Source organism: Streptomyces sp. RKND-216 (genome assembly GCF_004795255.1).
Taxonomy (GTDB): Bacteria; Actinomycetota; Actinomycetes; order Streptomycetales; family Streptomycetaceae; genus Streptomyces; species Streptomyces hazeniae.
Genome location: NZ_SSBQ01000002.1, coordinates 725189 through 744828, shown reverse-complemented (window position 1 = coordinate 744828; position 19640 = coordinate 725189). Strand labels below are relative to the sequence as shown.

At 71.9% G+C, this 19640-nt stretch carries 17 protein-coding genes; 15 read left to right on the top strand and 2 right to left on the bottom strand.

Features of this window, described 5'->3' with window-relative positions; translation table 11 throughout:
* The first annotated feature begins 195 nt into the window (after positions 1-195).
* The 7 genes from E4198_RS03540 (at position 196) to E4198_RS03510 (ending at position 9642) form a co-directional block, all read left to right on the top strand.
* Positions 196-960 carry an ATP-binding cassette domain-containing protein gene (locus E4198_RS03540; protein WP_210732898.1) on the top strand — a complete coding sequence of 255 codons (765 nt, stop codon included), beginning with the start codon at positions 196-198 and terminating at the stop codon, positions 958-960.
* On the top strand, positions 957-2252 hold the full coding sequence (locus E4198_RS03535) for a sugar ABC transporter permease (protein ID WP_136181853.1): 1296 nt from the start codon (positions 957-959) through the stop codon (positions 2250-2252). Before E4198_RS03540 ends, E4198_RS03535 begins: the two co-directional genes overlap by 4 nt.
* A 189-nt stretch (positions 2253-2441) precedes the next feature.
* Positions 2442-4352: a 1-deoxy-D-xylulose-5-phosphate synthase gene (dxs, locus tag E4198_RS03530; protein WP_136181852.1), complete on the top strand. Its 1911-nt coding sequence runs from the start codon at positions 2442-2444 to the stop codon at positions 4350-4352.
* A gap of 321 nt (positions 4353-4673) precedes the next feature.
* Entirely contained in the window at positions 4674-5903 is a 1230-nt protein-coding gene (locus tag E4198_RS03525; protein ID WP_136181851.1) for a hypothetical protein, read from the top strand.
* On the top strand, positions 5900-7081 hold the full coding sequence (locus E4198_RS03520; RefSeq protein ID WP_136181850.1) for an ATP-grasp domain-containing protein: 1182 nt from the start codon (positions 5900-5902) through the stop codon (positions 7079-7081). Before E4198_RS03525 ends, E4198_RS03520 begins: the two co-directional genes overlap by 4 nt.
* Complete coding sequence (locus E4198_RS03515) at positions 7078-8316, top strand: hypothetical protein (RefSeq protein WP_136181849.1); 1239 nt, start codon at positions 7078-7080, stop codon at positions 8314-8316. The genes E4198_RS03520 and E4198_RS03515 overlap by 4 nt, the downstream gene beginning before the upstream one ends.
* 33 nt (positions 8317-8349) lie before the next feature.
* Complete coding sequence (locus E4198_RS03510; RefSeq protein WP_136181848.1) at positions 8350-9642, top strand: MFS transporter; 1293 nt, start codon at positions 8350-8352, stop codon at positions 9640-9642.
* On the opposite strand, the gene E4198_RS03505 is transcribed toward E4198_RS03510, so the two are convergent.
* Complete coding sequence (locus E4198_RS03505; protein WP_168711357.1) at positions 9631-10899, bottom strand: SidA/IucD/PvdA family monooxygenase; 1269 nt, start codon at positions 10897-10899, stop codon at positions 9631-9633. The genes E4198_RS03510 and E4198_RS03505 overlap by 12 nt on opposite strands.
* Before the next feature lie 490 nt (positions 10900-11389).
* On the opposite strand from E4198_RS03505, the gene E4198_RS03500 reads away from it, so the two are divergent.
* The 8 genes from E4198_RS03500 to E4198_RS03465 are packed head-to-tail and all read left to right on the top strand — an operon-like array spanning position 11390 to position 19181.
* On the top strand, positions 11390-12280 hold the full coding sequence (locus E4198_RS03500) for a class I SAM-dependent methyltransferase (RefSeq protein ID WP_078529134.1): 891 nt from the start codon (positions 11390-11392) through the stop codon (positions 12278-12280).
* A 28-nt stretch (positions 12281-12308) separates the two neighbouring features.
* Entirely contained in the window at positions 12309-13325 is a 1017-nt protein-coding gene (locus tag E4198_RS03495; protein ID WP_136181846.1) for a cytidine deaminase, read from the top strand.
* Between the two features lie 52 nt (positions 13326-13377).
* Positions 13378-14316, top strand: a complete 939-nt coding sequence (locus tag E4198_RS03490; RefSeq protein WP_136181845.1) for a phosphotransferase — start codon at positions 13378-13380, stop codon at positions 14314-14316.
* The gene (locus tag E4198_RS03485; RefSeq protein ID WP_136181844.1) at positions 14313-14855 is read left to right on the top strand and encodes a 2'-deoxycytidine 5'-triphosphate deaminase; all 543 of its coding nucleotides are present in this window, start codon (positions 14313-14315) and stop codon (positions 14853-14855) included. The genes E4198_RS03490 and E4198_RS03485 overlap by 4 nt, the downstream gene beginning before the upstream one ends.
* On the top strand, positions 14852-15388 hold the full coding sequence (gene dcd / locus E4198_RS03480) for a dCTP deaminase (RefSeq protein ID WP_136181843.1): 537 nt from the start codon (positions 14852-14854) through the stop codon (positions 15386-15388). The genes E4198_RS03485 and dcd overlap by 4 nt, the downstream gene beginning before the upstream one ends.
* Positions 15385-16449 carry a hypothetical protein gene (locus E4198_RS03475; RefSeq protein WP_136181842.1) on the top strand — a complete coding sequence of 355 codons (1065 nt, stop codon included), beginning with the start codon at positions 15385-15387 and terminating at the stop codon, positions 16447-16449. The genes dcd and E4198_RS03475 overlap by 4 nt, the downstream gene beginning before the upstream one ends.
* Complete coding sequence (locus E4198_RS03470; protein WP_136181841.1) at positions 16446-17546, top strand: NUDIX hydrolase; 1101 nt, start codon at positions 16446-16448, stop codon at positions 17544-17546. The genes E4198_RS03475 and E4198_RS03470 overlap by 4 nt, the downstream gene beginning before the upstream one ends.
* A 9-nt stretch (positions 17547-17555) precedes the next feature.
* Complete coding sequence (locus E4198_RS03465) at positions 17556-19181, top strand: glycosyltransferase family 39 protein (RefSeq protein ID WP_210732770.1); 1626 nt, start codon at positions 17556-17558, stop codon at positions 19179-19181.
* Positions 19182-19196: 15 nt separating this feature from the next.
* Here the strand turns inward: E4198_RS03465 and E4198_RS03460 are convergent, their stop codons facing one another.
* On the bottom strand, positions 19197-19574 hold the full coding sequence (locus tag E4198_RS03460; protein WP_136181840.1) for an NYN domain-containing protein: 378 nt from the start codon (positions 19572-19574) through the stop codon (positions 19197-19199).
* Positions 19575-19640: the final 66 nt, after the last annotated feature.

Below are 19640 nucleotides of genomic sequence, written 5' to 3'. Positions count from 1 at the left end.
AGGAGCGGGCCCCCGCGGTGCGCCCGCCTCCAGGGCGCACCGCGCTGTACCGCCTTCACGGGAGCCCCGACCCGCCCCCGTACGCCTCCCCGCCACCGCCGGCCGCCCCGCCGGGCCCGTCCGCGGCGGCGGGACGCGTGCACCGCCGGAAGCGCTCCCAGACAGATCGGAGTCGACCCAGTGCCGAACGAACCCGTGCTGGCCCTGCGCGGTGTGTCGAAACGGTTCGGTGCCGTCCAGGCGCTCACCGACGTACACCTCGAGATATCCCCGGGCGAGGTCGTCGCCCTCGTCGGCGACAACGGCGCCGGCAAGTCCACCCTCGTCAAGACCATCGCCGGCGTGCACGCCATCGACGAGGGCCACCTCGAGTGGAAGGGCCGCCCGGTCCAGATCCACCGCCCGCACGATGCGCAGGACCTCGGCATCGCCACCGTCTACCAGGACCTTGCGCTCTGCGACAACCTCGACGTCGTCGCCAACCTCTTCCTCGGCAGCGAGGTCCGCACCGTCTCCGTGCTCGACGAGGTCGCCATGGAGCAGCGCGCCATGGAGCTGCTCAAGACGCTGTCCATCCGCATCCCCAGCGTCCGCATCCCGGTGGCCTCGCTGTCCGGCGGGCAGCGGCAGGTCGTGGCCATCGCCCGCGCGCTCATCGGCGACCCGCAGGTGGTCATCCTCGACGAGCCGACGGCCGCCCTCGGCGTCGAGCAGACCGCCCAGGTGCTCGACCTCGTCGAGCGGCTGCGTGAACGCGGCCTCGGCGTCATCCTCATCAGCCACAACATGGCCGACGTCCAGGCCGTGGCCGACCGCGTCGCGGTACTCCGGCTCGGCCGCAACAACGGTGTCTTCTCCGTCCGGGACACCTCCCACGAAGAGATCATCGCCGCGATCACCGGTGCCACCGACAACGCGGTGACCCGTCGCCAGGCACGTACGACGGAGGCAGCGAAGTGAGCGACACCACCAAGCCCACGGTCACCAAGGAGAAGGCCGACGGCACCCCGGATTCCGCCACCGAACAGGCCGTCGACCCGCGGCTGCTGGTCCGCCAGCAGGGCTTCGCGGGCTACCTGAGCGACTTCAAGCGCCGGGTGCGCGGTGGTGAACTCGGCTCCATCCCGGTCGTCATCGGCCTGATCGTCATCGCCGTCATCTTCCAGTCGCTCGACCCCACCTTCCTCTCGGCGCGCAGCCTCAGCGACATCAGCGTCTACACCGCGGGCCTGGGCATCATGGCCATCGGCATCGTGTTCGTGCTGCTGCTCGGCGAGATCGACCTGTCGGTCGGCTCGGTGGCCGGCGTCGGCGCCGCGATGTGGGCGGTGCTCAGCGTCACCCACCAGCTGAACGACCTGCTGTCCGTACTGATCGCGCTGGTCACCGGTGGTCTCATCGGCCTGCTGCACGGGTTCTTTTTCGCCAAGGTCGGCGTCCCCGCGTTCGTCGTCACCCTCGCCGGCTTCCTCGGCTGGAGCGGCCTGCAGATCTGGATGATGGGCAACGAGGGCAGCATCAACACGCCCTCGAACAGCCTCGTCCAGGACATCACCGGCTATTACTTCAGCGACAAGGCCGCGGCCTACGCGCTGGCCCTCGTCGCCGTCGGCGGCTACCTCTTCGCACTGCTGCGCGACACCCGCCGCCGCCGTACCGCCGGCCTGCCGCACCGGCCGGTCAGCGAGATCGCACTGCGCACCGGAGTCATCGCCGTCATCGCCTTCGGCGCGGCCTACCAGCTCAACGAGCCGGCCGGGGCGCGCGGCCTTCCGCTGGCGCTGCTGATCTTCCTGATCGTCCTCTTCGTCGCGGACTTCGTCTCCCGCCGCACCACCTACGGCCGGCAGATCTTCGCCGTCGGCGGCAACGCGGAGGCCGCCCGGAGGGCGGGCATCAACGTGGAGAAGATCCGCATCACGGTGTTCGGCATCGCCGGCATGCTCGCGGCCTTCGGCGGTCTCTTCATCGCCAGCCAGCAGGGCGGCGCCACCAAGAACCTCGGTGCCGGCAACACCCTGATGAACGTGATCGCCGCCGCCGTCATCGGCGGCACCAGCCTCTTCGGCGGCCGCGGCAAGATCCTCTCCGCGCTGCTCGGTGCCCTGGTGATCATGTCCATCCAGCAGGGGCTGAACCTGCTCGGCATGGCCAGCGAGATCCAGTACATGATCACCGGCGCGGTGCTGCTGGCCGCCGTCGTGATCGACTCCGTCTCCCGCCGCACGCAGAAGACCGCAGGACGCACCTGACCTGCCGTCCCGACACCAGACACACCCGTGCCCGGCTCCGTAAGGGTCCGGGCACGGGTGTGTCACAGGTCCGCACGGGTGACGCGAAACCGGCCGGTCGGGCCCGGGCGGGCGAACGTCCAGGCGAACGGGACATTAGACTCGACGGATCGGCACGGCTCGACAGCAGCTCGAAGCAAGGAGGCACGGGTGGCACTGCTGACCCGCATCACCGGACCGCGCGATCTGGACCGGCTCAGCCCGCAGCAGCTGGAGCAGCTGGCCGAGGAGATCCGGACGTTCCTCGTCGATTCGGTCTCCCGCACCGGCGGTCACCTCGGCCCCAACCTCGGCGTCGTGGAACTCACCATCGCGCTGCACCGGGTGTACGACTCCCCGCGCGACAAGATCCTCTTCGACACCGGACACCAGTCCTACGTGCACAAGCTGCTCACCGGGCGGCAGGACTTCTCCAAGCTGCGCGCCCAGGGCGGCCTCTCCGGCTATCCGTCGCGCGCCGAGTCCGCGCACGACGTCATCGAGAACAGCCACGCCTCGACCGTTCTCGGCTGGGCCGACGGTCTCGCCAAGGCCAACGAGATCCGCCGCACCGGCGACCACGTCGCCGCCGTCATCGGCGACGGGGCGCTGACCGGCGGCATGGCCTGGGAGGCGCTGAACAACATCGCCGACGCCAAGGACCGCCCGCTGGTCATCGTCGTCAACGACAACGAGCGCTCCTACGCGCCGACCATCGGCGGCCTCGCCAACCACCTCGCCACGCTGCGCACCACCGACGGCTACGAGCGTTTCCTCGCCCGCGGCAAGGACGTTCTCAACCGCACGCCCGTGGTGGGCAAGCCGCTGTACGAGACGCTGCACGGCGCGAAGAAGGGGCTCAAGGACCTCGTCGCGCCGCAGGGCATGTTCGAGGACCTGGGCCTGAAGTACGTCGGCCCCATCGACGGTCACGACATCGAGGCCGTCGAGTCGGCGCTGCAGCGTGCCAAGCGCTTCGGCGGGCCGGTGATCGTGCACGTGCTGACGGAGAAGGGCCGCGGCTACCAGCCCGCGCGTCAGGACGAGGCCGACCAGTTCCACGCGGTGGGCGTCATCCACCCCGACACCGGCCTGCCGGTGAAGTCCTCCGGCGCGGACTGGACCTCCGTCTTCGGCGAGGAGATGGTGAAGCTCGGCCGCGAACGCGAGGACGTCGTCGCCATCACCGCCGCGATGATGCGCCCGGTCGGCCTGCATGACTTCGCACAGGAGTTCCCCGAACGGGTCTTCGACGTCGGCATCGCCGAGCAGCACGGCGCGGTGTCCGCGGCCGGGCTGGCCACCGGCGGACTGCACCCCGTCTTCGCGGTGTACGCCACCTTCCTCAACCGGGCCTTCGACCAGGTGCTGATGGATGTCGCCCTGCACAAGTGCGGCGTCACCTTCGTCCTGGACCGGGCCGGGGTCACCGGCACGGACGGTGCGTCGCACAACGGCATGTGGGACATGTCAGTGCTCCAGTGCGTGCCCGGGCTGCGGCTCGCCGCGCCGCGCGACGCCGAGCAGCTGCGTGCGCAGCTGCGGGAGGCGGTGGACGTCGACGACGCACCGACCGTGGTCCGCTACTCCAAGGGCGCCGTCGGGCCCGCCGTCCCCGCCGTCGACACCGCCGGTGGCATGGACGTCCTGCGCGAGCCGGACACCGAGACCGCCGACGTGCTGCTGATCTCCGTCGGCGCGCTCGCCCCCATGTGCCTGGAGATCGCCGACCACCTGGACCGCCAGGGCATCTCCGCCACGGTGGTCGACCCGCGCTGGGTCAAGCCCGTCGACAAGGCGCTGCCGGAACTGGCCGCCGCCCACCGGGTGGTGGTCACCGTCGAGGACAACAGCCGTGCCGGCGGCGTCGGTTCCGCGATCGCGCAGGCGCTGCGGGATGCGTCGGTGGACGTGCCGCTGCGCGACTTCGGCATTCCGGAGAAGTTCCTCGACCACGGCTCGCGGGGCCAGGTGATGGCCGGCATCGGTCTCACCGCGCCCGACATCGCGCGTCAGGTCACCGGCCTCGTCGCACGCCTCGACGGCCGCTTCCACGACGAGGCGGCCGTCGCCCGGGACTAGGGACCACCCTGGTTTCCCTCCACGCGAAACGGTAACTTCGCGACAAGGGCCCTTTCCGCAAGTCGGTTCGCGGAAAGGGCCCTTGACAGTCCGGCGGGCCACTGAAAAGATCGCTGCCACTCGATCGCTGTATTCACGTTGCCCGACGGTTCGAGGCCATCCGGCCCTGGTTGCCCTCCCGGCAATTCCCGCACAGGTAGTGGCGTGTCGGTTCCCCTGCGGAATTCCGCCTCCCCCACCGGTCGTCGTGAGCCGTTCGACACGACCCTGGGAGCTTGCATGGCGGAGTCACCTACGTCCGGTCGGGAATTCCGGCACCGTGTGACCCGGCATCTCCTCCTCGGCGACATCGCACTGCAGTACCCGGTGCGGCCGACGCCGGGTGCGGCGCTGCTCGCGGTCCGCCTGGCGGACGAGCCGGGCGACGCGGGCCGTGCGACGGAATACCTCACCCCGGCCGACACGGCGCCGTGCGGCCTCCACCTTCTGCGGCCGGAGCCCCGCGCCCTGCCCGACCCGCCCGCCGGGTCCGGCACGGCCGCCGCCACGTGGGCGGGCATCGCCCTGGACGACGGCTTCGGCGCGTTCCTCGACGAGACGCTGCCGCCGGACGTGCGCACGGACACCCTGGCCCCCGTGCTGCTGCTGCGGACGCACCGGCAGCTGGCACAGCCCTTCACCGAGGTGCTCTCCTGCGCCCGGCTGCGCAAGGTCGGCATCCTGCTGGTGAGGACGGCACGCTTCCCGCACGAGGCGGACGCCCCGGTCGCCGACCTCGTCGCCCTGGCCGAGAGTGCCCGGGAGACGGCGGCGGAGTACGCCGTCCCCCTTCTCTCCGAGGGGCGCGGGCTCACCACCTTCGAGAGCGGCACCGAGATCGAACAGAAGATCACGCTGGGGCCCGGCGCGTCCTCGTGGCGGCTCACGAAGGAACTGTGGGCGCGGGCCGACCGCGGACTCCTCGGCGACTTCATTCCGGAGCCCGGCTACGAACTGACCCGCTGGCATTTCGAGCAGCACACCTACGAGGTCCTGGAGCCCGCCGGGGAACGCGGCTATCTCGCCTTTCTCCGGGGCCGGGACGGACGGTGGAACCTGAAGCGCAAACGCTTCGAACGAGAAGCGCTCCGGCGCGAGGAGACATTCCAGCGAGGCGTGGCGGTGACGGAATCCACCTTCGAGGAATTCCTCTCCCGGGAATACCCGGAACTCGTCGTACGGCGGCTCCCCGATTTCCGGAGGACCCGGTTCGACGTCAATGTGGAGTCCACCCGCACCGGCCACGCGTACGGGGTGGAGATCGACGAGGTGACGGTGGAGGGCGAGAACGGGGGCGACGGCCCCCGGGTGCTCCGGCAGCTCGAGATCGAGTACCTGCACTCCCGGTTGCACGAGGGCCTCGACCCCGCGTCCATCGACGCCGACATCGCCGACCTCACCGGCCGGGTCGAGGACCACCTGAAGGCGAGCGGCACCCCGGGGGAGCGGACCTTCTACTCCAAGCTCGCCTTCCTTCGGGAGTGCGCCGGAGAAGCGGCGGGCCCGCAGTGAGCGGGCGGCTGGTCGTCATCGGAGCGAGCCCGTCCATCGCCGCCGTCGCACGCGAGGTCGACCCGGCAGCCGTGTTCCTCCAGCAGCCGGGCTCCCCGGTCGACGAGATCGTGCGGATCGGCTGCAACCTCTACACCACGGACTTCTCCCGCGACGAGGAACTGCGGGTGCTGCTGCGGGAGGTGGTCGCACCGCTCGGCGTGTCCGCCGTGGTCTCCGTGACCGAGACCGGGCAACTGCCCGCGGCCGTCGCGAACGAGACGCTGGGCACCACCGGGCTGCGCCCCGAGGTGGTGCGCCGCTTCCAGGACAAGGCCGTGATGCGGCAGCGGATGGCGCAGACCGTCCCGGACCTGTCGGTGCGGTACGCCGTCCCGGCCGGCGGCGCGGAGGCCGCACGCCGCATGCGCGCGTGGGGCGCGGCGCGCGCGGTGCTCAAGCCGCCCGAAGGAACGGCGAGCCGGGACGTGCGGATCGTCGCGGACCCGGCCGACCTCGAACGCCTCGACCTCGGCGCGCCCGCACTGCTGGAGGAGTTCGCCGAGGGCGACGAGTACAGCGCAGAGACGTTCAGCACTGGCGGAACCCACCGACTGGTGGCCGTCACCCGCAAGCATCTCTTCGACGCCACGGTCGTCGAGGCCGCCCACGTCGTTCCCGCCCCCGGCCTGGACGATGGCGAGCGGGCAATGGTGGAGAAGTGCGTGGCCCGCTTCCTGGACGCCATGGAGCTGACGGACGGCCCCGCCCACACCGAGTTCAGGCTGCGGGACGGCGAGTTCAGGATCATCGAGTCGCACACCCGGATCGGCGGCGACGGCATCACGCGTCTGGTGCAGCGGGTGACGGGCGTGGACCTCAAGCGCTGGAGCCTCGGCTGGTCCGCGGGGCTGACCGCAACGGACTGCACCACCGCACCGGAGGCGGGGGCCGCTGCCATCGCCTTCGTCACCGCCCCGCCCGGGAGGGTGACCGCGGTGCGGGTCCCGGACTTCGCCCCGCAGGGAGCGGACGTACGGGACGTCGACCTCTACGTCGGCCCCGGCGACGAGATCGGCGAGCTGACCGACTCCCGGCAGCGCGCCGGCCACGTACTGGCGACGGGGGACGACCCGGCGACCGTACTCGCCGCCGTGCGGGACATGGCCGCCCGCGTCGTCGTGGAGACCGCACGGTGACCGCCGCGGCGCCCGTGGTGCTGCTCAGCCGCAACGTGTATGCGAGCCTCCACGACGGCACCCGGTGTCTGGTCCCCACCGACGAGGTGGACGTCCGCCTCATCACCCACCCGTACGGCGGGACGTCGGGCCTCGACCCGGTCCGCTTTCCGCACGTCTCGGTCTGCGACACCAACGACGAGGAGCAGGTCCTCGCCGTTCTCCACTGGCTGGTGCGCCGGCACGGCGCACGCCGGATCGTCGCCGTGCACGAACGGATGCTGCTGCCCGCCGCCCGGGTGCGCGACGCTCACGGGCTGCCGGGCATGGACCTGCCCACCACGCTGCTCTTCCGCGACAAGGTCGCCATGAAGCGGGCCGTCGCAGCAGCGGACGCCGCCGCGGTGCCGCGGTTCGCCGAACTCCGGAGCCCCGCGGACCTGGACGCGTTCGACTGGTCGGCGGGCCGCAAGGTCCTCAAGAGCCGGTGGGGCGTGGGAGCGGAGGACGTGCACATCGTCGCCTCGCGGGCGGAGGCCGACGCCGTGCTGGCCTCGCTCGGCACCGGCGGTGACGGCTGGGAGATCGAGGAGTACGTCGAGGGGCCCATGTACCACTGCGACGCGGTGGTGCAGGACGGCGCGGTGCGCTTCGCGGCGGTGTCCCGGTACCTCGCCAAACCCGGCGACTTCGCCCCGGGGTCGGCGGCCGGCAGCATGCTGGTCGACCACGCGGACCCGGTGTGGCGCCGGATACGGGAGACCAACGCGCGGGTGCTGCGGGCCCTCGGCCTCCGCGACGGCGTCACCCATCTGGAGGTCTTCCGGACACCGGACGACGCGCTGGTCCTCTGCGAGGTCGCCGCCCGCCCCGGAGGCGGCGGCATCGACCGCATCGTGGAGCGGGCCTACGGCTGCAACCTCAACGAGGTGGCGTACCGGCTCCAGTCCGGGGTGGACCCGCGCCTCGGCGACGACGCCGCGACCCGCCCGGCGCGCGGGGCGTGGGCCGTACTGGGCTTCTATCCGGACGACTCCGGCGCGTCGCCGGCCCCCGGCATCCCCGAGCACCGCCACGCCGCGCTCGGCATCGCCGAGCACACCCGTTGTGACACTGCGGGCAGCGGCCCGCAGGGCGTCCGCCACTGCGTGGACTACCGGGACCGCTACGTCGTCGGCGCCGCCGACCGGAACGCCCTGGAAGCACGTCTGGCGGCGGTCCGCAGCGCCTACCGCTCCGCCTACGGCGGCTCCTGACAGCCGCCTTCGTCCACGGAAGAACGAGGTGCCATGGGTTTCCTGCCCCGGCCGAAGCGTGTCATCACCGAACCACCACAGGGCCGCCGCGACTTCTGGGTGTTCGTCTCCTCCGGGCTCTTCGCCCGGGGCGGCGACCAGCTCTTCACCATCGCCGTCCCGCTGAGCGTGCTCGCGGCGACGGAGTCGGTCGCCGGCACGGTGCTGGCCTTCTCCGCCCGGGTCGCGGCCTATCTGCTCTCGCCGTTCATCGGCATGCTGATCGACTCCTTCGACCGGCGTGACGTCTACATCCTGGCCCAGCTCTACCAGGCGCTGTGCCTGGGCCTCATCGCCCTCTTCCTGGACGACGTCCTCGTCCTGGCGGTGCTGGTGCTGCTCTCCGGACTCGGCGCCGTGGTGGCGAACATCTCCAGCTACTTCGTGCTGGTGCCCAGACTCGTCACCCCGGAACGACGGTCCAAGGCGCTCAGCGACTACAGCGCCCTGCGCGAGGTCGTGAAGATCGTCGGACCCCTGTCCGCGGGGGGCATCGTGGTGCTCGCAGGCGGCGCCACGGCCCTGGTCCTCACCTGCGCGCTGTTCGCACTGTCCGCCTTGGTGGCGCTGTTCGTGCCCCGGGTGGTCATCGAGGAGGAGGAGCCCGCCGAACCGGGGGAGAAGCCCCGGCGCGCGCTGAGCGTGGGCTTCTCCTGGCTTTGGCGCAACGGCTCCGCCATCGCACTGGTCGCCACCATGACGCTGGCGAACATCGGCGTCGGCACCCTCGACGTCATCTTCATCACGCTGCTCGGCGACTCCGGTATGGCCGCGACCGGGATCGGGCTGGTGGTCTCCATCGGCGCGGTCGGCGCCGCCGCCGGCACCTGGGCCGCGGGCAGGCTCTTTCCCCGGTCCTCCTTCCAGCGCCGCATCCTCTACTGGCAGCTGGCCGCGCTGGCCGGTGTCACGGTGATGGCCGTACCGGTGCTCCAGGTCCGGGTCGTCGGCTACGTGATCACGACGTTCGCGCTCGGCGCCAGCAACATCAACTCGATCCGGTACCGCCAGGAGTCGATACCGATGGCCATCTCCGGCCGGGTCAACTCCGTGATGCGCATGTTCATCACCGGTGCGATCCCGCTGTCTGCGGTCGTGTTCGCCTTCTTCCACAAGTGGGCGCCGTCCGAACTGCACTGGACGCCGGTCGTCCTGTTCAGCGCGCTGGGCGTGGCCGTGTGGGCGTGGTACCTCGCGCGGGCGGGCCGCCGCTCGCCGCAGCAGCCGGACGGTACCGGGGGAGAGGCCCTCGCCGCCGCGGACCGCGGCGCGGCGTCACGCGGATGACCAGGCCGTCGCGGTCGACGCTCCGTCCGTGCGGTACACCTCCCGGCCCACGGCCGCGTTGACGATCCGGGCACTGCGCCAGGCGGACAGACTCAGGTTCGGGTCGGCGATGCCGTGGCTGTCCTCGGCGAAGTTCTGCACGAAGACGCGGAGACCGGGCGGCCCGTCCCAGTCCAGCGAGTAGTCGCGGCGCACCCGGAAAGCGCCGCCGTCCCCCGTCAGCGCCTCCCGCAGCGGCTCCAGGTAGTCCGGGAACCGGCTGCGGTACCCGGTGCAGAAGACGACGACGTCTGCGGGCACGGTCTCCCGCACGTCGCGGTCCGTGTCCAGCACCGAGACCTCGACCCCGTCCGCGTGCCCGCGCAGGTCGGTGACGCGGCGGCAGGGCAGCAGCCGGTGGGACAGCGTGCCGCCCTCCAGGTGGTCGAGGCGGTAGAGGCGCTGGTAGATCTTGCGCAGCAGCGACTCGGACACGCCGTCGCTGGCCAGTCGCTGACGCCCCAGCAGGTCCGCACGCCGCCCGGCGGGCAGCGAGTGGAAGTAGTCCACGTAGGACGGGGCGAACCACTCGTTGCTGAACGGCGAGTCGTCGATGGGGAGGAAGCCCACCCGGCTGGATACCCAGGTGAGTTCGGCCGGTGTCGCCGCGTCCTCGGAGAGCAGGTAGTTCACCACCTCGGCGCCGCTCTGCCCAGCCCCGACCACCATGACCCGCCGTCCCGCCAGGTCGGGGCGGACAGACAGCAGCTCGCTGCCGTGCAGTACGCGCGAACCGTGGAATGCGGCGGCGAAGGGCGGAAGGTAGGGCTCCCGCCCGGAGCCCAGCACCAGGCTGCGGGCCGTGGCCGTCAGACCCGAGTCGCAGACCACCTCGAAGCGGTCGCCCACCACGGACACGGACTTGACGCGGGACTGCCAGTGGATGTCGGGAAGGCCCTCGGCGGCCCATTGGTAGTACTGCTCGAACTCCTGCCGCGAGCAGCTCATCCCGTTGGCCACCAGGGCGCGGAAGATGCGGCCCTGCTCGGAGAGGAAGTTGAGGAAGGAGAAGCGGCTGGTCGGGTCGACGAGAGTGACCAGGTCCTTGAGGTAGGAGACCTGGAGCCAGGCGTCCGGAAGCATCAGACCCGGGTGCCACCGGAAGCGCGGTTTCGACTCGAGAAAACCGGCCCGCAGCCCCTCGACCGGTTCGGCGAGTGCCGCGAGGCTCAGGTTCGACGGTCCTACCCCGATTCCGACAAGGTCGAACGATTCCATGGGCACCCTTCTCGCGCGTGTTTCGCCCCGGCGCCGCTTCCGGCCGCCGTCCATAATTCTCCCGCGCTGCGCGCAAGGTTGCGTCCGCGGCAGAAGTGTGAAGGACGCCCGAGGCGGTTGGCAAGATATCCGGAGGAGATCCCGCGTTCATCTGCTCTTTTCCTTCGTGCTCCCGCTCCGATGCCCCCGTGCGAGCCCCGGCGATATCGGGCATAAGCGGGCAAGGAGTGGAAGCGGGAGGATCCCGCAGCCCCTGCGTGCTCTCGGGCGGGAGGTGCGCACCCGGGCGGAGGGTGTCACTTCAACTGCAGGTGAAGCATGCCTTGTTCGCAGGTGAACGCTGAGGTACGTTTCCTGGCGCACGAGCGGGCAGTCCCGTCGGGAGGCCCGCGACGGGCATTCTCCGTGTCTGGTGCTTTTCCTAGTTTTTTCGTGTGTGCGGCCCTGGACAACCGCAAATGGGTATCGGTTTCTCACTAGTGAGGGTGCAATGAGTCAGGACACTGCGGGCGTAGCGTCGGTGAAGCCCTTCGACTTCGGTCTCGAATACATTCGCGAGCACTTCGGAAGCAACACGGCGCTCTTCACGCAGCAGATGACGCACAACGTGTACCGCGAGAATCCCGAGCCGCTCATCGACCACCTGCTGCGGTGCCTCGACCTGAACGGAACCGAATCGGTCCTGGACCTCGGCTGCGGAAACGGATTCATTCTCCGGGACGTGGTCAGCCGGCTCCGGCACGGCGGCCGCGCCGTGGCCATGGACATCTCCCCGGCCATGCTGGAGCTCGCCAAGCGCAACGCCACCATCGCCTGGGCGCCGCTGGAGTTCACCGAGGGCCGGGCCGAGGACCTCTCGCGCTTCGCGGACGGCAGCTTCACCCGCGTCATGGCCAACTACATCTTCCACTACATCGAGGACCCCGACCTGGTCTGCTCTCAGATCGCCCGCGTCCGCGACCCGAAGGGCCTCGCGATCGTCACCATCGAGGCGCGCCGCTCCATGCCGGAGATGTACGACCTGCACTTCGAGACCATGGAGAAGCTCGGCTTCCCCGCGGACTTCATCGACCGGCTGCCGCGCGGGCGCCGCGGCAAGATGACGCTCGACAACACCGAGGAGACGCTCGTCCGGCACTTCGACAGCGTCGAGGAGCGGCCGTACGTGGACGCCCTGCGCTTCGAGACGCCGCAGCCGTTCATGGACTTCTACTCGGCGGGCCACCGGCTGCTCGGCGTCCAGGCCATGGGCGGCGACGACATCACGCAGGAGATGAAGGACGAGCTGTACCGGGGCGTCGAGAAGGCCGTCAGCGACCGCATCGCGGAGGTCGGCCACTTCGAGGTCAGCAAGCGCAACTCGGTCTTCGTCTGCGCCTGACCCTGCGCCCGAGCCGGAAGGACACCAGATGACAGGCGCATCCCGCTCCGTGCAGCGCGTCGCCCTCTTCGGGCTGCCCGGAGCCGGCAAGTCGACGGCCGCCGGCCTGCTGCGGCGGACACTGGCCGGCATGGGACGGCACGTCGAGGTGATCAAGCTCGCCGCCCCGCTGTACGACGTGCAGGCCGCCTTCTACGCCCGGGCACGCACCCGGCTCGCCGAAGGGCAGCAGGACGGCGAGCTGCTCAACTTCCTGGGCTCCCACTTCCGGACGGCGGCCCCGGGCCTCCTGCTGGAGGATTTCGCGCAGCGCTCGGCCGCCGCCGAACTCGCGGGCGCCGACGTGCTGCTGTGTGACGACGCCCGCCCCGCCGACCTCGACGGTCTCCGCGACCAGGGGTTCACGCTGGTGCGGGTGACGGCGCCGGACGCGTTGCGGCGGGAACGCAAGGCCGGCCGCGGCGACCGGAGGGCAGGCCGGGACGACCACCCCACAGAGCTCGGCGGCGACGGCGTCGAGGCCGACCTGGTCCTCGACAACACGGGAGACCTCCCGGCGCTGGAGGAGCAGGTCGTCGAACTCGCCAAGCGGCTGCCCGCCGCCCCGGCGGGGCAGGAGGCCGCCGAGCAGGTCGTCGCCTCCCTCGTCGGGCTGGCCCGGGAGGTCATCACCGAGCGCTACGCCGAGAACCGGCACCAGATCGGGGCGGTGGTCGTCACCGGCGACGGGCGGGTGTTCACCGGCATCCACCTCGAGGCGATGGTGGGTCGCGCCTCAATCTGCGCCGAGGCCGTCGCTCTCGGCCAGGCGCGCGCGGCGGGAGCCGGCGACCTGACGCTGGCGCTGGCGGTACGTCACCCCAAGCCCTCCGAGGAGCGGCGGGACATCAAACTCGTACCCCCCTGCGGCCTGTGCCGGGAACTGTTGCTCGACTACGGTCCCCGCGTCAGCACGGTCGTCCAGGACGGCGACGAGGTGCGCGTCGTCCCCCTCGCCTCCCTCCTGCCGCACAAGTACGTGGGGACCAAGTGGCCCACCCGCTGACGCGGCCGCGCCGCCTCCCCTCCGAACCGCCCCCTCTCAGGCTGGTGATCACGTGACCACGTTCCGGGACTTCCTCGTCGACGAGTTCCCCGACGCCCCCGTCAGCGAGCTGAGCGGCTCGAACAACCTCGTGTACCTCGTGCGGACGGACCAGGGCCCGGTCGTCGCGAAGCACGTCGTCGACGGCGACATCCCGCTCGGCTATCTGGCCGAGGCGACCGCCGCGCTCGGCGCGCACCTGCCCGTCCAGCGCATCCACCGCGTCTGCCGCACGGAGGACGGGGACCCGTTCGACGCCGTCTTCGCGGAGTACGTGGAGGGGGAGAACCTGGCGGCGGCCATGGAGCGCGAGGAAGACGGGCCGTCGACCGACGCGCTGGTGGACCACCTGTGCCGGTTCGTCCTGGCCTGCCGTCATCTCCCGCCGATGCGGGACGGCTACGGCCTGTACAAGCGGGAGGCGCCCGCCCTCGCCACCTGGCCCGAGTTCGTCGTCCACTACGGCCGCCGGTACTGGAACCGGGTACGGCCGTTCTACGAGGGCACGGAGACCGCCGCGGCGGTGGACGCGTGGCTCGACGGAGGGTTCGCCGAGGCGGCCAAGGCCCACACGGCGCCGCACACGGTGGTCTCCATCGACGCGAACCTGAAGAACACCGTCGTCGCCCCGGACGGCAGGATGGTCGTGCTCAACGTGCCGATCGCCGCTCTGTCCGCGCCGGCCCACGCCGTCGGGGCGATCAGCCTCCACCTGCGGCACCGGCCCCCGTACAAGCCCTTCCTGGACGCCGCCGCCGAGCGGTTGTGCCCGGACGACGCACCGCTCGTCCCGCACTTCGAACTCTGGGGCATGCTCGGCATCCTGTCCTTCTACGCCGTCCGGCAACCGGAGCGGCAGCACGAGTGGCGCAACTGGGGTTCGCCGGTCCTCCTGGACGACGACTTCCGCGACCTGGTCCGCACCCACCTGCCCGCCCCGGAACGACCATGATCCTCACCGGCCAGGCCATCACCGAGGCCGTACGGGACGGCGACATCGTCATCGACCCGTTCGACGACGACCGGGTCAACCCCAACAGCTACAACTACCGTCTCGGCCCGGAGATCTACCGGGTCGAGTCGGGCCTCGACCCGCGCCGCGACGCGGTGCAGGAACCGGTGGAGACCGTCGACGGGCGCTGCCTGCTCCGCAAGGGCCAGCTCTACCTCGGCCACACCCTGGAACGCATCGGCTCCACCCGGTACGTCACCTCGCTCATCGGGCGCAGCTCCGTCGGCCGGCTCGGCCTGTTCGTCCAGCTGTCCGCCGACCTCGGGCACTGCGGAGCGGTCCACCGATGGACGCTGGAACTCCTGCCCGCCCTCGACATCTACGTCTACCCGGGCCAGATCATCGGCCAGGTCTCGTTCTGGACCGCCACTGGCGACGTCCTGGCGTACCGGGGCTGGTACGGGCGGCACGACCGGCCGATGCCCTCCAAGCTGCACAGGAACGACGTGCGACAGTCACAGATTCGAGAGTTGCAGTGATTCTCAGCGGTCATGAAATCCAGCGGCAGGTCGAGTCCGCGGCGATCACTGTGACGCCGTTCGACTCCGCGCTCATCAACCCCAACAGCATCGATCTCACGCTCGACGACACCCTGCTGCGCTACCGCGACACGGTCATCGACCCGCGCGTGGAGCCCGAGGTCGTGGAGGAGCGCATCCCGGCGGACGGCCTGGTGCTGGAGCCCATGAGCTTCTGCCTCGGCTCCTCCCGCGAGATCGTGGGGAGCACCGAGTACGTGCCGATGGTGCACGCCAAGTCCAGCACCGCCCGTGCCGGGCTGTTCGTGCACGTGACGGCCGACCTGATCGACATCGGCTCCATCGGCACCATCACGTTCCAGCTCTTCTCCACCCTCGCCCTGCGCGTGTACCCGGGCATGCGCATCGGGCAGATGACGTTCTGGAAGCCCCAGGGCGAGATCACGCTGTACTCCGGCAAGTACCAGGGCTCCAAGGGCCCCCGGAAGTCGGAGATCTTCCGCGACCCGCACTGGGAGACGCTGGCACGATGACAACCGACCCGCAGCGTATGCACGCGTCGTGTGGCACGGCCCGGGTGGAACTCGTCGCCCCCGCCGAGGCCGTCGCCGAGTTCGGGCGGATGGCGGGCGACTTCGTGCGCCTGACCCCCGCCGCTGCCGACGACCGGCCGCCGCCCGCACTCGTCCAGGTCGCCACCCACGCTCCCCGGGGCGACGGCTGGCGCCGCCTCGCCTATTCCTCGGACTACGAGCCCGACCGCGTGGTGTGGGTGGACGACGCCTGGCGGTGCATCGCCGTCGTCGGCGAGCCGTCCGAATGGCGGGCGCAGCAGACCCTGCGCTCCGTCCGCCACCTGCTGCGCTGGCAGGTCTACGCGGCGGGCGACCTGCTGCTGCACGGCGGGCTGGTGCGCATGGACGGCCGCGGGGTCGCCTTCGCCGGGGCGAAACGCTCCGGGAAGACCTCCAGCATCCTCAGCGCCCTCGTCCACGGCGGGGCGGACTTCGTGTCCAACGACGACCTGACGGTGGGGGAGACTCCCGACGGCGCGCTGCGCGGCTACGGATCACCCCGCACCGTGAACGTGCGCACCGATGCGCTGCTCGCCCTCGCCGAGTCGGCCCCGGTCGTCTCCCGCCTTCTCACCGACTCCACGCACCCCACCAACTCCTTCGAGGGACGGCACCGCACCGCCGAGGCGCTGCACACCGCCTCCGGCGCCGCCCTGCCCGGGTCGTTGTGGGTCCGTGCCGGAGAACTGTGCGCGACCGTCGGCTGCGACGCGCTCCCGGAGAGCCGGGTCGACGCCGTGGTCTTCCCCCGCTTCGAGGACCGCCCCGACGGGCCCGCCCTCGTACGGCTGGACCGTGAGCAGGCCGCGGCGGAGCTGCGGCACCACATGGAGGACCGGGGCACCAAGTACGACCCCTTCCTCGCCGACTGGTACCCGCACACCGACGCCGCGCGCCGCGCCCGGCTGTGCCAACGGCTGCTGGACGAGGCCGTGTTCTTCCGGATGTCCCAGCACATGCACGGCCTGCGCGAAGCGACGGCGGCGCTGCGCGACGCGCTCCGCGCGGTGCCCGCGTGACCCTGCTGCTCCGCGGCGCCCCGGAACGTGAGGCCGCCGCCCTGCTCGTCACCGACGCTGCGGGGCACGTCCTGCTGGTGCGCGGGCCGGGCCGCCGCGCCTCCTGGGCTCTCCCCGGCGGCACGGTGGCGGATGCGGGAACGCCCTGGGACACCGCCGTGCGCGAGACCGCACGGTCCGTCGGCCTCACCCCGCGCCCGGGCGGGCTGCTGGTCGTCGACTGGCCCCGTACGCCCCGTACGCCCCTCCCGGCCGCGCCGTACGCCCCTCCTCAGGAGTCGGCAGCCGCCCGGACCGGCGGCGCTCTCCTGGTGTTCGACGGCGGCGGCATCAGCCGCTCGGCGCGGCACCGCGTCACCTCCGCCCGGCCCGGAAGCGGCGAGGTGGCGTTCGTCCCCGTCGAGCAGCTGGACGGACGGGTCGGAGACCGCGTCCGGCGCGTCGTCGAAGCCGCCCTCCGGACACGGCGGGACGGCGGCCCCCGCTACCTGGAGGACGGGTGGGAACCGGCCGTCCTGAACACGATGCGCCGTCACGGCATCGCGCCGTGGGTGCACAGCGGCTCCGCGTGGAGCTGGTACGACGCGCCGGTGCCTGACGAACTGCCCATCCGCCAGTCGTGGGTGTGGGTCTTCGCGCCCGACGGCCGCGTGGTCATGTACGTGGACGACACCGGGCAGGCCGGCCTCCCCGGCGGAACGCTGGAGCCGTTCGAGCAGCGTGACGCGGCCGCGGCATCCCGCCGCGAGGTGCGGGAGGAGACGCAGATCGAAATGCGCGGTCTGCGCTACCTCGGGTACCTCCGGGACGCGCCGCCGGACGGCCCGGCGTGCGCACGCGTCCGGATGGCCGCCGCCATCGCACGCGTCGGCCCCGCCGCGACGGACCCCGCCACCGGCACCGTCCACCGCAGGCTGCTGGTCCCGCCCCGCCTGGCCGCGGAACTGTGCGGCTGGGGACCGTCCGGAGCCGGTCAGGTGGAGGCCGCACTCCACGCCGCCCGCGGCCTCGGCGTCGCGGAGTGCGCCCCCGCGGCCCCGGTGGAGGAGATCCCGGCAGACGGCGACGCGGCCCCCGGGAGGCGGCCCGGGCGATAGGTTGACGGCATGCCGCCGCCCGGAGAGCCCCCGCAGCGCACGCTCACCGCCGGTACGACGCTCACCGCCGGTACGACGCTTACTGCCGGTACGACGCTCACCGCCGGTACGACGCTTACTGCCGGTACGACGCTCACCGCCGGTACGACGCTTACTGCCGGTACGACGCTCACCGGCCGGCGCGGCCGCTCCGCGCCGCCCGCGGCCGGTACGCAGCGGGCGCAGCGCTTCTGGGCGCCGCTCCTCGCCGTCCTGTCCCTCCTCTCCGTCCTGACCCGCCTGCCCTCTTTCACCACCGCCCTCTGGAACCCCGACGAGGGCTTCCTCGCCACACAGGCCCGCCAGCTCGCCGCGGGCGGCGGACTGTACGAGACCGTCGTCGACCGCAAACCACCGCTGCTGCCCTGGCTGTACCAGGCGGCGTTCGCCCTCTTCGGAGACGCGTCGCTGTGGCCGCTGAAGGCCCTCGCCGTGGTCGCCACCGTCGCCACGGCCGCCCTGCTCGCCTCGACCGCGCGCAGGCGCTGGGGCGACCGCGCGGGCTGGACGGCCGGCGTCGTCTCGGTGCTGCTCTCCGTCGGCCTGAGCCCGGAGGACACGCAGGCGGCGACCTTCGAGGTGTTCATGCTGCCCTGGACGGCGGCCGCCGTCCGGTACGCCGACCGGCGCCTCTGGGGCCGTGCGGGCCTCGCCGTCGCGGCGGCGCTCCTCACCAAGCAGACCGGTGGCGTTGTCCTGCTGCCTGTGCTCTTCCTGCTGCTCCGCGACGAGGACCGGTCGCGTGCGGGGGCGTGGCTGCGACTGCTCGCCGCGACCGCGCTCCCGGTCGGCGTGGCGGCGGCGCACTTCGGACCCGGATGCTTCGCCTACTGGACGTTCGCCGGGTCGGGGGAGTACGCCTCGGCGGAGGGCGCCGAACTCCTCGCCGCCGGCCGTGCCGTCGTCGGCACCACGCTGCTGCTGCTGGCCGCCGCGCCGCTGGTCGCCGTGCTCGGGCGCGCCGTGTACCACCGCCGCCTCGCCGGCATCGCCGACCTGTGGGTGTGGCTGGGTGCCTCCGCCGTCGCCGTCACCGTCGGATTCCAGTTCTTCGGCCACTACTTCCTGCAACTGCTGCCCCCGCTCACACTGCTGGCCACCGCCGCACTGCGGGCGGCGGCGCCGCGCCGAGCGGCCGTCGCCGTCGCTCTGACCGGCGTCCTGACCGCCGGGTTCGTCACTTGGGGGTTCACGGCCGAACGCGCCGAGTTGGAGCACGCGCGCCGGGTCGCCGCCGAACTCCGGCAGCGCACCGCCCCCGACGAGCCCGTCCTGGTGTGGGGCATGCATCCCGAGGACTACTGGCTCGCCGACCGCCGGCCCGCGACGCGCTACCTCACCGCCGGATTCCTCACCAACTTCAGCGGCGGCCGGGGCGGCGTCCGCACCGGCGAGCAGTACGCCATGCCCGGTTCCTGGCCGCGCTTCCTGCGCGACCTGCGGGAGCACCCGCCCGCCGTCGTCGTCGACGACTCGCGCGGCGCCCCCTACCGCCCCGCCCGCATCCCCCGCCTCGACGCCTACCTCACCGCCCACTACCGCCCGGTCGCCACGGTCGACGGCGCGGTGTTCCACGTCCGCCGCGACGGCCGGTGACTCACGGGCGGTGACTCACGGCCGGGGGCGGACGGTGCGCGGGCCGGCGACCTCGGCGCCCAGTGACCGGACCCGGTCCCGGAGGGCGCGGTCGGCGGTGACGACCAGGCAGGTGCGGTCGCGGCCCTCCTCGGCGACGAGTTCGACGATGCGATCGTCTCCGGAGCCCTCCGCGGCGACCGTACGGACGCCGGGCACGGACACCACCGATCGCGCGGCCCCCTCGACGACGAGGACGACTTCCAGCGGCCCCGGATGCCCCGGCACCCCCGAGTCCGCGTAGGGCACGAGGCGGTCCCGGAGCCGTTCGGCAGCGCCGCGGCGGTCTCGCCACCACCCGTCGGGCACCGAGCCGACGACGTTCGCCGCGTCCACGACGAGGAGGGTCTTCATGCCGCAAGCCTCCCACGGGGCCGTACGTCCGGGAGCCCGGCCGGGGACGCGCGGAAGGGGTGCGCC

Excerpts from the sequence above, each read along its gene's own strand:
- E4198_RS03510 (WP_136181848.1), top strand. The coding sequence starts at position 8,350 with ATGGGTTTCCTGCCCCGGCCGAAGCGTGTCATCACCGAACCACCACAG.
- E4198_RS03505 (WP_168711357.1), bottom strand. The coding sequence starts at position 10,899 with ATGGAATCGTTCGACCTTGTCGGAATCGGGGTAGGACCGTCGAACCTG.
- E4198_RS03500 (WP_078529134.1), top strand. The coding sequence starts at position 11,390 with ATGAGTCAGGACACTGCGGGCGTAGCGTCGGTGAAGCCCTTCGACTTC.
- E4198_RS03495 (WP_136181846.1), top strand. The coding sequence starts at position 12,309 with ATGACAGGCGCATCCCGCTCCGTGCAGCGCGTCGCCCTCTTCGGGCTG.
- E4198_RS03485 (WP_136181844.1), top strand. The coding sequence starts at position 14,313 with ATGATCCTCACCGGCCAGGCCATCACCGAGGCCGTACGGGACGGCGAC.
- E4198_RS03475 (WP_136181842.1), top strand. The coding sequence starts at position 15,385 with ATGACAACCGACCCGCAGCGTATGCACGCGTCGTGTGGCACGGCCCGG.
- E4198_RS03465 (WP_210732770.1), top strand. The coding sequence starts at position 17,556 with ATGCCGCCGCCCGGAGAGCCCCCGCAGCGCACGCTCACCGCCGGTACG.
- E4198_RS03460 (WP_136181840.1), bottom strand. The coding sequence starts at position 19,574 with ATGAAGACCCTCCTCGTCGTGGACGCGGCGAACGTCGTCGGCTCGGTG.